This window comes from Nakamurella sp. (assembly GCF_044224575.1).
In the GTDB taxonomy this organism is placed as follows: Bacteria; Actinomycetota; Actinomycetes; order Mycobacteriales; family Nakamurellaceae; genus Nakamurella.
Window position 1 is genome coordinate 1 of record NZ_JBGAKE010000033.1, and the last position, 15,108, is coordinate 15,108.

General features: G+C 73.4%; 11 protein-coding genes and 1 pseudogene. 8 read left to right on the top strand and 4 right to left on the bottom strand.

Going from position 1 to position 15,108, the window contains the following annotated elements; all coding sequences use genetic code 11:
• Window positions 1-158 precede the first annotated feature (158 nt).
• The 3 genes from ACILSK_RS23830 to ACILSK_RS23840 form a co-directional block, all read right to left on the bottom strand.
• A complete protein-coding gene (locus ACILSK_RS23830; RefSeq protein WP_395729682.1) occupies window positions 159-2,204 on the bottom strand; it encodes a hypothetical protein in 2,046 nt (681 codons plus the stop codon).
• Between the two features lie 65 nt (window positions 2,205-2,269).
• The gene (locus tag ACILSK_RS23835) at window positions 2,270-3,625 is read right to left on the bottom strand and encodes a sensor histidine kinase (protein WP_395729683.1); all 1,356 of its coding nucleotides are present in this window, start codon (window positions 3,623-3,625) and stop codon (window positions 2,270-2,272) included.
• The gene (locus tag ACILSK_RS23840) at window positions 3,622-4,314 is read right to left on the bottom strand and encodes a response regulator (protein WP_395729684.1); all 693 of its coding nucleotides are present in this window, start codon (window positions 4,312-4,314) and stop codon (window positions 3,622-3,624) included. Before ACILSK_RS23840 ends, ACILSK_RS23835 begins: the two co-directional genes overlap by 4 nt.
• A gap of 135 nt (window positions 4,315-4,449) precedes the next feature.
• On the opposite strand from ACILSK_RS23840, the gene ACILSK_RS23845 reads away from it, so the two are divergent.
• Together ACILSK_RS23845 and ACILSK_RS23850 are read left to right on the top strand one after the other, a co-directional pair.
• Window positions 4,450-6,183 (top strand): alpha/beta hydrolase, encoded by a 1,734-nt coding sequence (locus tag ACILSK_RS23845; RefSeq protein ID WP_395729685.1) that lies wholly within the window; start codon window positions 4,450-4,452, stop codon window positions 6,181-6,183.
• A 44-nt stretch (window positions 6,184-6,227) separates the two neighbouring features.
• Window positions 6,228-8,003 (top strand): alpha/beta hydrolase, encoded by a 1,776-nt coding sequence (locus tag ACILSK_RS23850; RefSeq protein WP_395729686.1) that lies wholly within the window; start codon window positions 6,228-6,230, stop codon window positions 8,001-8,003.
• A gap of 208 nt (window positions 8,004-8,211) precedes the next feature.
• Here ACILSK_RS23850 and ACILSK_RS23855 read toward each other — a convergent pair whose 3' ends face one another.
• On the bottom strand, window positions 8,212-9,138 hold the full coding sequence (locus ACILSK_RS23855; RefSeq protein ID WP_395729687.1) for an MBL fold metallo-hydrolase: 927 nt from the start codon (window positions 9,136-9,138) through the stop codon (window positions 8,212-8,214).
• 86 nt (window positions 9,139-9,224) lie between these two features.
• Here ACILSK_RS23855 and ACILSK_RS23860 point away from each other — a divergent pair, with 86 nt between their 5' ends.
• The 6 genes and pseudogenes from ACILSK_RS23860 (at window position 9,225) to ACILSK_RS23885 (ending at window position 15,068) form a co-directional block, all read left to right on the top strand.
• Window positions 9,225-11,471 (top strand): LuxR C-terminal-related transcriptional regulator, encoded by a 2,247-nt coding sequence (locus ACILSK_RS23860; protein ID WP_395729688.1) that lies wholly within the window; start codon window positions 9,225-9,227, stop codon window positions 11,469-11,471.
• Window positions 11,472-11,591: 120 nt separating this feature from the next.
• Complete coding sequence (locus tag ACILSK_RS23865; protein WP_395729689.1) at window positions 11,592-12,101, top strand: hypothetical protein; 510 nt, start codon at window positions 11,592-11,594, stop codon at window positions 12,099-12,101.
• On the top strand, window positions 12,098-12,328 hold the full coding sequence (locus ACILSK_RS23870; RefSeq protein ID WP_395729690.1) for a hypothetical protein: 231 nt from the start codon (window positions 12,098-12,100) through the stop codon (window positions 12,326-12,328). The genes ACILSK_RS23865 and ACILSK_RS23870 overlap by 4 nt, the downstream gene beginning before the upstream one ends.
• A gap of 11 nt (window positions 12,329-12,339) precedes the next feature.
• A pseudogene (locus ACILSK_RS23875) lies at window positions 12,340-13,536 on the top strand (FAD-dependent oxidoreductase); the annotation flags it as partial.
• A 48-nt stretch (window positions 13,537-13,584) separates the two neighbouring features.
• The gene (locus tag ACILSK_RS23880; protein WP_395729717.1) at window positions 13,585-14,136 is read left to right on the top strand and encodes a DUF2867 domain-containing protein; all 552 of its coding nucleotides are present in this window, start codon (window positions 13,585-13,587) and stop codon (window positions 14,134-14,136) included.
• The gene (locus ACILSK_RS23885) at window positions 14,133-15,068 is read left to right on the top strand and encodes an SDR family oxidoreductase (RefSeq protein WP_395729691.1); all 936 of its coding nucleotides are present in this window, start codon (window positions 14,133-14,135) and stop codon (window positions 15,066-15,068) included. The genes ACILSK_RS23880 and ACILSK_RS23885 overlap by 4 nt, the downstream gene beginning before the upstream one ends.
• Window positions 15,069-15,108 lie beyond the last annotated feature (40 nt).

Here is a 15,108-nt window from a genome sequence, read left to right on the forward strand (position 1 = left end):
CGTTCGAGCATCCGTCCCCCTTGACGTCACACCGGATCGATGCGCCACCAAGGCCCCCGCACGGACGCGCACCCGAGGGTCCCACCGAGGGCCGGGACGCGTCGCCACGCGATGGAGTGAAATTTCCGGTTCGTCCGTGTCCGGCGGGCCGACGACGCTCACCCGACGCCGAGCACCACCCCGGGTGGGTGGACCGGTTCCGCGCCCGGGTACGGCGAATCGTGGGCGGGCGCCCACCCCGGCGCGAGCGGGAAACGGGCCACCCAGCGCGTGTGATCCGCGGTCACGGTCCCGCCACCGCCGGCCACGACGTCCGCCAACTCGACCGGCACGGGTCGATGAGCGCCGAGATCGAATCGCAGGATCAGGTCGGCCCCGACCACGGTCAGGTCGACGGCGCCGATCCGTGGGGCGACGGTCACCGCCGTCACCACCGCCCGTTCGACGGTGATCGCGACGACCGGATCGGGGGGCCGCGTGGTGATCTCATCGGCCACGGTCAACGGCGCCCGGCTGCCCGCATGGGCCAGCCGGGCCGCCACGGCCGCCCCGAGGCCGATCGACTCCAACACGTCCGAATGGACCCCGTGCGACAGGTCGCGCAACGCGGTCAGGCACCGCCCGACCTCGTCCAGCAGTTCCGCCCAGGCCGGGCTGTCACCGGTCGGCGGATCGGCGGCGAGAACGGCCAGCCGGCGGCCGAGCCGGTCCAGGTCGGGGGACATGGTCATGCGCAGGGTCCGTTCGAGCCGGGCCAGTTCGTCGTCCCGGACCCGGGTCAGCCGGGCCCGCGACCGGTCGATCTGGTCGGCCACCATCGCGAGCTCGTCGATCTTGGCCCGCAGGCCGGCCTCCAGCCGCAGGTTGCGGAAGACCAGGGCGGCGTGCTCGGTCAACCCGTTCACCACGAGCCGGTCCCGCCGGCCCAGTGGACGGTCCGGCGCCGGCCGGATCCGGATCACGCCGAACCGGTCGCGCCCGTCGGTGATCGGGGTGGTCACCATCGGGTCGGCGGGACCGGGATCGGCGCCGGCCACCCCGACGGCCACCGGGACGCCGGCCTCGTCGTGCAGCTCGATGACGACGGTCTGCGCGCCGGTGGAACGCTGGCAGGCGTCGGCGATCTCGGCCAGGGTCGCGTCCGAACCGGGGCTGTCGGCGAGCCGCCGGCTCAGCTCGGCCAGCGCCTCGTAGGGCTCCAGCCGGACGCCGTAGGCGAGCCGGTCGGCCAGCCGGACCACGTGCGCACGCAGCGGTTGGAACAGGCACGCGGCGACGGCGCTGGCCAGCAGCACGGGCCAGAACCCGTCCGCCGAGCCACCGACCACGCCGACGACGACGACGTAGGCCACGCCCACCACGACGGTGGCGCCGAGCAGCAGCCACGCCCGGTTGAGCACCAGGGTGATGTCGTAGAGCCGGTACCGCAGCACGGCCACGGTGATGGCCAGCGGGAACGCCAGCTCGGCCAGGAACAGCGGCAGATGGGTGGCCTCGCCGCGGGGCAGATCCAGCAGGTACCGGGAGCCGACCAACCACAGGATCGCGGCGGCGAACGGCACCGCGGCCACGATGAACCACTGGATCTGTACCCGGGCCACCCCGTGCGACCGCCGGCGCCGCACGAACAGCGAGACCACGCCTGCCACCACCGCGGCGTCGATCAGCACCAGGCCGGCCACGAAGAGGATCTGGGACAGCGGGCCGGGCTGCGGATCGACCTGCGCGTACGTCGCCGCCTCCAGCAGCGGCGGCAGCGACCAGCACACGCAGCCGATCACGGCGGCGGCGACGGCGGCCGACCAGCCCCGGCCGAGCAGCCGGCCGCGGGGCGCCAGCAGCAGGATGATCGCGTTGGCCGCGAACGGGATCTGCGCGCCGAGGAACGAGGCCAGCCAGCCGCAGATCAGGGCGGCGGTGGTCGAACCCGGCCCGCCGTCCAGCAGCACCCAGCCGCAGTAGGCATCGAGCGCCAACGCCAGCGTGGTGGTGACGCCCGGGATCAGCAGCAGCCAGCCGATGGGTTGCCGGCGATCCCGGGCCACGATCAGCCCGCCCATCACGGCCGACACCACCCCGGTCAGCGTGATGATCGGCCAGCCGTGATCGATGAAGCCGAACGAGGTGAACAGCCGCCCCCGCAGGCCCATGCACACGGTGTCGACAACAGCGGCCAGCACGGTGATCCCGATCGCCCACCGCACCGTTCGCCGGCTCGCCGGTCGCGGCCCGGGCGGGTCCGACAGGTCCGGCGAACCCGGTCGCCCGGTCATCGCACCGGGGGCGGCACGTCGGATCGGTCAGGTCCGGGATCGGCCGGATCCGGGCCGCTCCGCGCGGGAACGGTGGCGGTCAGCACAGTGCCGGCGCCGGGCATCGACGCGATGCCCAGCTCTCCCCCGACGTCGTCGAGCCGGTGACGCGCGTGGCGCAGGCCGGCGCCGGGTGCCGCCGCGGCCACGTCGAACCCGGCGCCGTCGTCGGTGACGGTCACCCGCAACCGGTCGCCGGCGAGCGTGAGCCGCACGTCGATCCGGCCCGCCGCCGCGTGTTTGGCGGCGTTCTGGATCGCCTCCAGCACCACGAAGTACACAGCGATGCGGCGCGGCAGGTCGGCCCGTGCCCCGGCGCCCGGCGGATCCGCGGTGACGGTGGTCGGGATCGGCAGGCGGGCGGCGGCGTCCCGCAGCGCGGCGGTCAGGTCACCGGCCGCCGGGTCGGCGGGATCCGCGGACGGGCCGAGCGCCGCCGGGTAGAGCGAGAGCGAGATCCGGCCGAGGTCGGTACCGGTGCGGCGGGCCAGCCCGGCGGCGTCGGACAGGGCCGCTCGCACCTGGTCGGCCGACCGGTCGCCGGCCCGTTCCGCGCTGCGGGCGGCCAGGCGGACCGCCAGGCCGAGCGCGATCAGCTGCTGCTGCGCCCCGTCGTGCAGGTCGCGTTCGAGGCGTCGCCGCTCGTCCCGCTCGGCGACCAGCTGGGCGGCCCGGGCCGCCCGCAGCGTCTCGGCCTGCCGGGCCAGCTCGACCTCCCGGTGGCGCAGACTCTCCTGCCGGGCCAGCATCACCAGCACCTCGCCGGCCTGGTCGGCATAGGTGGCCAGCAACCGACGCTCGACGGTCGACCGGCGCTCGGCGGTCGGGTCGACGAGCACCAACCGGCCGACCTCCCGGCCGGCGTGGCGGATCGGGTGCACCTCGGCGGGTTCCCCGGTGGGCGGTTCGGGCCGATCCTCCGACGGCCAGGCGGCGGCCGGCTGCAGCCGCCCGTCCACCTGCAACCACAGTTCGGCCCGGCGGGCCCGCAGACCCTGCGCCAGCAGGCGCACCATGTGCGACGGTAGCTGCTCGGCCGGCACCTGCGCGGCCAGGCTCCGCGGCAGCTGGCGGACCAGGTCGACCGGCGGGTCGGGCACGCCGAGCCGCCACCGGCACCACCGGCGGGTGCGCCGGTACAGCGGCTGCAGGACGAGCGCGACGACGACCGTGGCCAGCACCAGGGACACGGTGGACGGCGGGTGGTCAGCGCTCGACCCGGTGCCCAGCAGCATCACCAGATACGTTCCCGTCACCGCGGTCAGCACGATCAGCAGCGTCGCGGCCTGGGCGCCGACCGATCGGATGGTCATCCGGGCCGGTGCCCGCGCGGCGGCCCGTCGGAACCGGCCGGCGCGACCCGCAGGTAGGCCAGCACGGCCGCGACCCGCCGGTTCGTCTCCCCTTCGTCGGTCAGCCCGAGCTTGGCGAAGACGCCGCCGATGTGCTTTTCCACCGACCGTTCGCTCAGGTGCAGGGACCGGGCGATCGACCCGTTGCTGCGACCCGTTGCCATCTCGGCCAGCACCCGTTGTTCGCGGTCGGTCAGGTCGGCCACCCTCGAGTCGGTCGTCCGGCGGAGCAGCCCCTCGATGACCACCGGGTCCATGGCCGAACCACCCCGGGCCACGGTGCGCAACGCATGCACCAGCTCGTCGGTGTCGTACACCCGGTCCTTGAGCAGGTAGCCAAGGCCGGCCGCACCGTCCGCCACCAGTTGCAGGCACCACTGCGCCTCGATGAACGAGGAGAGCACGACGACGCCGATGGTCGGGTGGTCGGCGCGGATGCGGCGGGCCGCGTCGATCCCCTCGGTGGTGAACGTGGGCGGCATCCGGACGTCGGTCAGCACCGCGTCCGGTTGATGGCGACGCACCGCGGCCAGCAGCGCCGGGGCGTCCCCGACCCCTTCGAGCACGGTGACCGCGGAATCGGCCAGCAGCTTGGTGACGCCCTCGCGGACGAGGAAGCTGTCGTCGGCCAGCACCACCCGCAGCGCCACCCGCGCAATGTACCGGACCGGTCCGGACGTGCGGATTTCCCGCGAGGTCAACCCGCGCCAACGGTGCGGCCGGCCACCCCGCAAGGGCGGGCAGCACGCTGGTGCCCGACCGGGCCCGGCCCGCACCGTGGGCACATGTCTCGCCGACTCGCCATCGGAGCGTGCCTGCTCACGCTTGCCACCGTCACGGCCTGCACGTCGTCGACCGGTTCGTCTACTACGTCCGGTTCATCCTCCCCCGCGAGCACGCCCGCCGCATCCTCGGCGGCCGGCTCGGGCTCGGCCTCGCCCCCGGCGTCCGGATCGGCCGGGTACGTCGAGGGTGCAGCCCTGACCTTCGCCGCGTGCGCCCCCAGCGACAACCCGGCCGTCGACCTGACCGGGTTCGACTGCGCGACCGCGACGGTGCCGCTGGATTGGCAGGACCCGACCGGCGAGACGATCTCGCTGGCTGTCGTCAAGCATCCCGCGGGCAATCAGGCCCAGAAGATCGGCGCGCTGATGTTCAACCCGGGTGGGCCCGGTGGCACCGCCACGACGTCATTCCCGCAGTGGATCGACGGGTTCCCGAAGCAGGTGCGGGACCGGTTCGACATCGTCAGCTGGGATCCCCGCGGCATCGGCCAGAGCACCGCCGTGCAGTGCTGGGACACCCCCGACGAGATGGGTGCGGCGGTCGGGCCGGTCAGCGGCTACCCCACCGACGACGCCCAGAAGCAGGCGTGGTTCCCGCAGATGGCCGCGATCGGCCAGGCCTGCGCGGCCCGCAACGGCGAGCTGCTGGCCCACGTGTCGACCGCCGACACCGCCCGCGACCTGGAGGAACTGCGCAAGGCGCTGGGCGAGGAGAAGCTGAACTACCTGGGCGTCTCGTACGGCACATTCCTCGGCGCCACCTACACGAACCTGTTCCCCGACAACATCCGGGCGATGGTGCTCGACGGCAACCTCGATCCGAACAACTGGACCAACAGCAACCAGCCGGCGACGCACAGCATCAGCCACCGCATCGGCTCGGACCGCGGCATCGCCGACGATCTGGACGCCTTCTTCACGCTGTGCGGGCAGGCGGACCCGTCGGCGTGTGCCTTCTCGGCCGGCTCCCCGGAGGCCACCAAGGCCAAGTACGACCAGATGCTGGCCCAGCTGAACGCGCAGCCGGTCACGATGCCGTCCGGACGGACCATCGACGGCCAGGATCTGGCCAACGACATGGGCAACGCGATGGACATCGTGCAGCCGGCCTTCGGTGGGCAGGGCTGGAGCGGCACCGCGAAGGTGCTGCAGGCCGTGTACGAGGCGCAGACCGCGCCGGCCGCGGCGTCATCGGGGGCGTCGTCGTCGGGGGCGTCGTCGGCCGCCTCCCCGGATGCGTCATCCGCTGCCGCGTCGGGTGCACCGTCGTCGGAGCCGCCGGCGGTGCAGACCTACGCCGGGCCGGAGCAACCATGGGCGGTGATGTGCGGCGACGCGGCGGTGCCCCCGCAGTCGGCCTGGCCGGCCATCGGTGACGAGGCGCTGGCCCAGTACGGGCCCAGCTCGACCGGCATCATCTGGGGCGAGGCGATGTGCGTCGACTGGCCGACCCGCTCCGCGCAGCCTTACCTGGGACCCTGGACCGCCGATCCGGGCATCACCGTGCTGCTGATCGGCAACACGCACGACCCGTCGACGCCGTTCAGCAACACCCAGAGCATGTCCACGCTGCTGCCGCGGACCAGCGTGCTGACCGTCGAGGGCTACGGCCACACGATGCTGCTCAACCCGAGCAGCTGCGGATCGCAGTACGAGGCCGCCTACCTCATCGACGGCACGCTCCCACCGGCGGGGACGGTCTGCCAGCAGGACCGCGCGCCGTTCGCGCAGTGATGAGGCCGGACGCGGCCGGGTCGTTCCGGTCGCCGGGGACCTTGGTGTTGCCGATACGAGGGTGGTCCCGGGCCGGCCGGGTGGCCCTGGCCGGCGCGCTCCTGATGCTCGGCGCGTGCACAGCCGGCGGCGGTGACTCCTCCGGTGACGCACGCACGTCCGCCGGCACCGCGGCGGTCTCGTCGGCCTCGCCAGCCTCGTCGGCCGGGGCGCCGTCGGTCCGGCCCTCCGGGGCGGCTCCCGCGGTACCCGTCCTGGACTGGACCGCCTGCCCGGCCGCGGTCGACGGCGCCGCGAGCACCGCGGGTTTCGACTGCGCGACCGCGACCGTGCCGATGGACTACGCCGACCCGGCCGCCGGCCGGTTCGACCTCGCCGTCATCAAGCACCCGGCTACCGACCCGGGAACCAAGGTGGGCACGCTGTTCTGGAACCCCGGCGGACCCAGCGACGCCGGCACCCAGTACCTGCCCGCGTCGATCAACGGGTTCCCGGAGGAAGTGCGGCAGCGGTTCGACATCGTCAGCTGGGACCCGCGCGGGATGGGCGGCCGGACCACCCCGGTCGTGCAGTGCTTCGCCGACCAGGCGGCCGAGCAGGCTTTCCTGGAGGACCCGGCCTACGGCACGATCCCCCGCACCGACGACGAGTTCGCTGCGTTCGACGCCGCCCACTCCGCGCTGAACCGGCAATGCGGAGAGCAAGCCGGTGACCTGCTGGCCCACGTGTCGACCGCGGACAACGCCCGGGACCTGGACCTGCTGCGGCAGGCCGTCGGCGAGGACACCCTGAGCTACTACGGCACCTCGTACGGCACGTTCCTGGGTGCCACCTACGTCAACATGTTTCCCGACCGGGTCCGCGCGGCGGTGCTGGACGGCGCGGTGTCACCCATCGCCTGGGGCGGTGGCGCGGGCACCGACCCGTCGCTGAGCACGTTCCTGCGGGTCGGCTCCGACCTGGGGACCAAGGAAACGACGGACGAGTTCATGCGCCAGTGCGGCGCGGTGGACGCCACCGCCTGCGCCTTCTCCGCCGGATCGCCGGAGGCGACCCTGGCCAAATGGACCGCGCTGCTTACCCAGCTGAAGGCCACCCCGGCGGTGGTCGACGGGCAGCCGATCGACGACCGGGTCCTGCTCAGCCTGGTGCAGGGCTCGATCTATGTGACGACGCCGCTACCCGGCTTCGGCCGGTTCCCCGGCTGGCCGGCCGTCGCCGAGCAGGTGCAACAGATCTGGGCGGCGGCGCAGCAACCGGCGGGGGCCGCGGCCAGCGGCACCCCGGCCGCGTCCTCCTCCGCGTCCTCCCCCGCGGCGGCCGCCCCGTCGACCGGAGCATCGGCCGGGGCGAGCACTACCGGCCCGGCCGACTCGACCTACGTCACCAGCGCCGGACGGCAGCTCGCCGTCGTGTGCGGCGAGAGCCCCAACCCGGCCACCGGGGCGGAGTACGACGCCGCCGCCCGGGTCAGCGTCGACCGGAGCCAGCCGTCGTACTGGCCGTGGGTCGCGTACTGCGTCGACTGGTCCGCGCGGGCGAGCGAGGCGTACGTAGGGCCGTGGAACAACCCCACCCCGGTCCCGGTGCTGGTGGTGGGCAACACTTTCGACCCAGCCACCCCGTACACCAGCTCCCAGGCGATGGCCGACGCGCTGGCCGACGGGCACCTGCTCACCGTCGACGGGTTCGGCCACACCGAGCTGCTCAATCCGAGCGCCTGTGCCCAGCAGCACATCTCGGACTACCTGCTGAACGGCACCGTGCCGGCCGACGGGACCCGGTGCGCGCAGGACCGGGCGCCGTTCGCGACAGGGTAAGGCCGGCCGGCCACCGGAGGCCACCGGCGAACTTGGCCGGCGCATCGACTCGCCTCATCCGCGGCTTCCTCGGGCCCGGGAACATGCGGATGGGGCGAGTCGGCGCAACCTGGGTGGGACCCGGGCCCCGGGACCCGAGACCCGAGACGCGAGACCCGAGACGCGGGCCGCGGAAGGGCCGCACCTGTACGTACGGGGCGCCAACCCGTCAGACCGCCGTCCGCATGGGGCCGCCGTTCCACGTGACCGCATCGGCCATGGCTCCCATCAGGTCCAGCTCGATGCCGAGGTCGTCGGCGTAGGCCCGGTGCAGGTTGAGCACGATCCGCTCCGCATCGGCCAGATCGGCGAAGGAACCGAGCTCGCAGCGGCGAGCGGCATCGAGCGGCGAGAGTCCGTCGCGTCGCCCGCGGCGAGCCGTGTCGAGGACGAGATCGTAGTACCGCCGGTGGGTGTCGAGCACGCTGGACAACTCGGAACCGGTGATGAGTGGTCCGTGCCCGGGTACGACGTGATCGGGTTCGAACGTCGCGATCCAGTCCAGCGCGCGGCGGGCTCCCTCGACCGAGCCCATGAGTGTCATGGGCGTCCCCTGGTGGAACAGCAGATCGCCGGCGAACAGCACGCGGACGTCCGGCAGCCACACGACGAGGTCGCCGGTGGAGTGCGCCGGGTGGCCGGGATGCTCCACCTCGACCCGCCGATCCCCCAGGTGCACGGTCACCGATGACGTAGTGGTGAGCGTCGGCGGGCGCCGGACGACGTTGCCCCAGTCGGGCACCGGCTGCCAGACCGGCGGGCAGCCGTCGATGATCGAATCGGCGAGGATCCCGGCCCGGGTATTTGGATGCCCGATGATGACCGTGCCGGCCGGCAGCAGGCAGTTGCCGTGGGTGTGGTCCCCGTGCAGGTGGGTATTCACCGCGACGGTGATCGGCGCACCACCCGCGATCTCGGTCAACGCGGCCAGGAAGGCCCGGGTTCGCCGCTCGGTGGCGCTGGTGTCGACGACCACGATGCCGGCGTCGGTGACGACGGCTCCGGCGTTGTTCACCCACCAGGAGCCGTCCGGCTGGATCCAGGCGTAGGCGCCGTCGGCCAGCACCTGCAGGCTCGGTTCGGTTTCGTCGCTCACAGTCAGGTCCCTTTCGCCCTTCGGACCGGACCATCGTCCCCGATGATGCCGTGCCGGGGCCGCAGCGATCGCGATAGCGTTCCGGCGTGGGCACTCCGGTCGCCCGACCACTGCTGTCGGCCAAGCTGATCGTGCCCGCGGTCCGTCCGGGCACGGTGCCTCGGCCGCGGCTGCTCGAGCACCTGGACGGCAGCGTCGACCACCGGTTGACCGTGGTGGTGGCGCCGGCGGGCTGGGGCAAGACGACGGTGCTGAGCGCCTGGGCGCACGGGCCGGCCCGGGCCGGCCGGGTGGCGTGGCTGTCGATCGACGAGGCCGACGACGAACCCGTCCGGTTCTGGACCTACCTGCTCACCGCCCTGGCCGGCATCGCCCCCCGGCTGACCAGCGAGGCGCTGGCCGCGCTGCGGGCCCCGGGTCTGGACCCGGTCGGCATCGCCCTCGACGCGGTGCTGAACTCGGCCGTGGACAGCCCGGGTCGGCACGTCGTGGTTCTCGACGACTTCCACCTGTTGCGGGACCCGGCGATCCACGAGAGCGTCGAGTACCTGCTGGCGTACCTTCCGCCCGCTCTGCACCTGGTCATCGCCGCGCGGACCGACCCGGCCCTGCCGCTGGCCCGGATGCGGGCCCGCGGCGTGATGACCGAACTCCGGATCGATGACCTGCGGTGCACGACCGACGAGAGCCTCGCGCTCATCGCCGGTGTTGCCGATGTCGGCGCGCCGACCGCGCTGGTGGTGGCCGATCGCACCGAGGGGTGGCCGGCGGGGCTGCAGTTGGCGGCGCTGACCCTGCGCGGCGCGGCCGATCCGGGCGCGGCCGCCGCCCGCATCGGCGGCGGCGAGCGGCACCTGCTCGACTACTTCTCGGCCGAGGTGTTGACCGAGCTGGACGCCGAGCAGCGCGATCTGCTGGTCCGCACCTCGGTGCTGGAACGGCTGTCCGGCCCGCTCTGCGACGCGGTCCTGCGCCGATCCGGGTCGTCCCTGGTCCTGGCCGCGCTGGCCCGGGCGGACCTGTTCGTCACCCCGCTGGATCGGGGGTGGTACCGCTGCCACCGGTTGTTCCGCGACGTCCTGCGGCGCGAGCTGGGTGACGCGGAGCCGGATTCGGCGCCGGATTTGCTGAATCGGGCGGCCGACTGGTTCCTGGCCCAGGGTCAGGTCGAGGAGGCCGTCGAACACCGGGTCGCGGCCGGCGACGAGTCCGGCGCGCTATCGCTGTTGCGGGGCCGGGCCAGGTGGTTCCTGGACCGCGGCGCGATGGGCACGATGCTCCGGCTCAGCGCCCACCTCCCGGGCGTCGAGCGCGATCCGCTGCTGTGCCTGCACCTGGCCCTGGCTGCCGGGCTGTCCGGTCGACCCGGCCGGAGCGCGCAGTGGCTGGCGGCGGCCGAGCCGCACATCGGGGCCGATCCGGACCCGGTTCCCGGCTGGCGCACGGTGCGGGCCTATGCGGACTTCATCTGGGCGGTCTACGGCACCACCGGTGATGTCGAGGGCGCCCTGCTGCACGCCCGTCGGGCCGTCGCGCTGGAGACCGACCCGACCATGTGGGGCCACGTCGTCGCCCTGACGTGCCTGGGCGGCGAGTTGCTCGGAGCCGGCCGGATCGCCGAGTCCGCCGATGTCCTGCAGCGGGCCTGGGACGTCCCCGCCCGGCGGACGGTGCCACCGTTCTTCGTGCTCCAGGCGGCCGGCCTGCTCACCCTCGCCCTCGTCCAACTCGGCGAGATCGCCCGAGCGCAGAATGTTCTCGTCGACGTGCGGGCGACGGCGACTGCGGCCGAGCAGGACTGGGGCGACGGGGCGGCCGCTGCCCTGGCCATGCTGCGGCTCGCCGAGGGGCGGCTGATCGCCCTGAGCGATCCCGGACGGGCGATCGCCGTTCTGGACTCCGCCGTGCGGCTGGCCGAGAATTGGGGCCAGCTGTCCGTGGTGGTGGGCGCACTGACCAGCCTGACCACCGCGCAATGGGCGACCGGCGACCAGGCGAGCGCGCGGCGCACCCTCGACCGGGCCCACGAGGCGAGCGCCGCGGAACCGGCCCAACCCGCGGTCGTCGAGCAACTGGCCGCCCTGGACACGCGAATCGGCCGTGACGCGGTTCGCCGGGCCCGAGCCGGTCGAGACCTGGTGGAGGACCTTACCGACCGTGAACTGGCGATCCTGCGCGCCTTGCGCGGACCGCTGTCCGCCCGGGAGATCGGCGCCGAGCTGCACCTGTCGATCAACACCGTCAAGGGCTACACCAAGAGCCTGTACCGCAAGCTCGGGGTGGTCACCCGCGACCAGGCCGTGCACCGCGGCCACGACCTCGGCCTGATCTGACCCGCCGGCCGGCGGCCGTCCACCCCGGGTGGTCATGGATGCGGTGTGGTGTGCGACCACCCACCTGAGCCGGACAGTCTCCTCGTCGCCCTCACCGGACGAGGGCCCAGGAGGATCACCATGACGGAGACCGTTGCTCGACCCGTGCCGACGACGAACGGGTTCCTCGCGCTGCTGCTGTCGACCGCGGGCGGGTTCGCCCTGGCCGGGACGGCGATGCCGGTGGTCGGCGCGGCGGCGCCGGCCGCACTCGGGGTCGAACTGGTCATCTGGGCCTTCGTCGCCCGGGCGGCCGGCCTGCTGATCGCCGGGTCGACGCTGGCCGGGGTCGGCACCGGCGTCATCCTCGCCGCGGGGCCCCTGGCGGGCGCCGGACCGCAGCCGATCGGCGCGGCGTTCCTGTTCGGTGTGGCCGCCGGCTTCACGTTGATCACCACCCTTTCCTGGCTGTGGTGGCGGGAACCCCGCGCCTGGGCCGCGATCACCGCGGTCGCGGTCGGAGCCGCCGGGGCCGCCACCCTGACGGCGGGGACGGGCTGGGCCGGTGCCGTGAACTGGGCCGCCCCCGTCGCCCTGCTGATCGGCGGCCTCGTCGCGGGCCTCCGGTGGCGACGCGGGCGCCGGCCGTGACCGCCCGCCTCCGCGTCACCGTGGCCGGACCGCTGAGCACGGCGGCCACCTCCGCCGTCCAGGCCCGGTACGACGTCGTGATCGGTCCTCGGCGCGCCGGCGACGAGACCGTGCTCGACCTGGAAGAGCTGGACCAGTCCGCGATCCGGGGCCTGCTGACGCTGCTCTGGGACTTCGGCCACGACGTCGTCGCGGTCACCAACGAGACGAAGGAACGCACATCGTGACGACCGATCAACTGCCCGACCAGACCACCGTCTGCATCGTCGGCTGCGGGCCGGCCGGGGCCATGCTCGGCCTGCTGCTGGCCCGGGCCGGCATCCCGGTCGTGGTACTGGAGAAGTACCCCGATTTCCACCGTGACTTCCGCGGCGACACCATCCACGCCTCGACGCTTGCGGTGCTCGACGAGCTCGGACTGATGCCCGGCTTCGACCGGCTCCCCCACCAGCCGACCCGGACGCTCGGGATGATGACCGACGACGGCATCGTCACCCTCGGCGACTTCAGCCGGCTGCCCGGAGCGTTCCAGTACCTGACGATGGTTCCCCAGTGGGACTTCCTCGACTTTCTGACCGCGGAGGCCGCGACATTCCCCACCTTCACCCTGCTCCGGCCGGCCGAGGTCACCCACCTCATCGTTGATCGGGACGTCGTGCGCGGCGTGCGGTACAAGACCGCTGGCCGCGTGTACGAACTGCGCGCCGCCTTGACGATCGCGTGCGACGGGCGGCACTCCGCGGTGCGGGCCGCCGCGGGCCTGGCGGTCAAGGAGTACGGAGTGCCGCTGGACGTGCTGTGGTTCCGCATCCCGAAGCAGATCGGCGATCCCGCCGGCTCTTTCGCCCGGCTCGGCCCCGGCCGGCTGTACCCGCTGATCGACCGGGGGTCCTACTGGCAGGCCGCGGCCACCATGCCGAAAGGCAGCTACGGGAAGCTCCGATCCGCCGGAATCGACGCCTTCCGCGCCGATCTGCGGCGATGGCTGCCGTTCCCCGCCGATCGGATCGACTCGGCCGTGCAGACCTGGGACGACACCGGGTTTCTCGAGGTGCGGGTGAACCGGCTCCGCCGGTGGCACCGGCCCGGCCTGTTGTGCATCGGTGACGCCGCCCACGCGATGTCCCCGATCGCCGGGGTCGGGATCAACCTGGCCATCCAGGACGCCGTCGCGGCGGCCAATCTGCTGGCCGAGGGTCTGCGCCACGGAGCCGTGACCGACCACCAGCTGGCCGCCGTGCAGCGCCGCCGAGCCCTGCCGGCGATCCTCACCCAGCAGATTCAGCTGCGGGTCCAACGTCAGATGATCGCCGGTTCCGGCGATCCCGACGGCCCGGTCCACCTGCCGCGGCCGCTGCGCCTGCTCAGCCGGGTCCGACCGCTGCAACGCCTGTTCTCCCGATTCCTGGCCATCGGGGTGCGCAACGAACACGTCGCACCGCTCCGGCCGGTGGGTGGATCCATCCGGGTGCGCGCAGTGCCGGTGGTCACCACCGGGCTGCTCGCCAGGGCCTTACCGCGGGTCGACTGGTCCGACGCCTACGCGGTGACGCGTCCGGACGGTGCGCCGAGCGACCCACAAGTCTGGAGCGACGCTCTCTTTCACCAGGCGCCGCGCTGGGTGCGGCACCTGCTCGCCGCCCGTCAGGCGACCGTCGGGCTGGTCGGGATCGACCGGGGCCGGCCGAGTACCTTCGCCACCCGCACCCGCACCGACGACGAGGTCCTGCTGGGTACCGACGAGCGTCACCTGAGCTTCCGGGTCTCGGTCCGCACCGAGCTCGACCGGGTCACCCTCAGCACGATCGTCCAGCTCCACAACCGCCGGGGCCGGGCCTATTTCGCGCTGGTCCGCGCGTTCCATCCGATCGTCGTCCGCGCCGTCCTCGGCCGGGCCGCCCGCACCCTGCCCCGCACCGACGCCCACGACCACGACCACGACCACGACCACGACCGACACCACACCGGCTCTGGCGACTGTCACCGCACCGACCCTCGCAACCTTCACCGCATCGACCAAGGAGTGCACCGATGAACGAGACCGCCCCGAACCCGAGTCCGACCGTCCGCCCGAGTGCGGGCACGGTGCTGGTCGCCGGGGCCACCGGGATGCTCGGGCACGCGGTGGCGACCGCGCTGCACCGAACCGGCACGCCCGTGGTCAGCCTCTCCCGAGATCCGGCGCGCGCCAGGGCACTCCGGGGCATCGCCGATTCCGTGGTGCTCGGCGACGCCACGGATCCGGGAACCCTCCGCGGCGCCTTCGACGGGGTCGACGCCGTCATCTCCTGTCTCGGCGCACCGATGGCCTTCCGCACCGGCGACCGCCGCAGTTTTCGCGACCTGGACACCGTGGCCAACCTCAACCTGATCGAGGCGGCCCGGTCGGCGGGGGTCCGGCGGTTCGTCTACGTCTCCCTGCTCGTGCGGCCCGCCTGGTCCGGCACCGGCTACGCCCGGGCCCACGAGGAGGTCGTCGACCGGCTGGCCGGATCGGACCTGTCCTACGGCGTCGTCCGGCCGACCGGCATGTTCCCCATCTTCGACCCGTTCCTCGCGATGGCCCGCCGCGGTCTGGCCTGGATTCCCGGCGACGGGCGGGCGACGACCAACCCCGTCCATCCCTCCGAGGTGGCCGATGCCTGCCTGGATGTCCTCGGCCGCGCCGAAGACTGCTCCCTCCCGGTCGGCGGCCCGGAAACCCTGACCCGCCAGGAGATCGTCGAACTGGCGTTCCGCGCGGTGGGCCGGACACCCCGCATCCTGCATCTGCCGCGCAGCGCGCTCCTCGCCGGCTCGGCCCTGCTGCGGCCGATCCACCCCCGGCTGAGCGAGGTCACCGACTTCGCCGCTCGCGCGCTCACCAATCCTTTTGTCGCCCCGCCGAGCGGCCGGCGCCGGCTGGCCGACCACTTCGCCGAGGTGGTCCGCTCCTCGCGCTCGGTGCCGACCGAGCCGGTCCACTGATCGCCACAAGTAGACCGCGGTGCCGGCCGGGCGGCTGGGT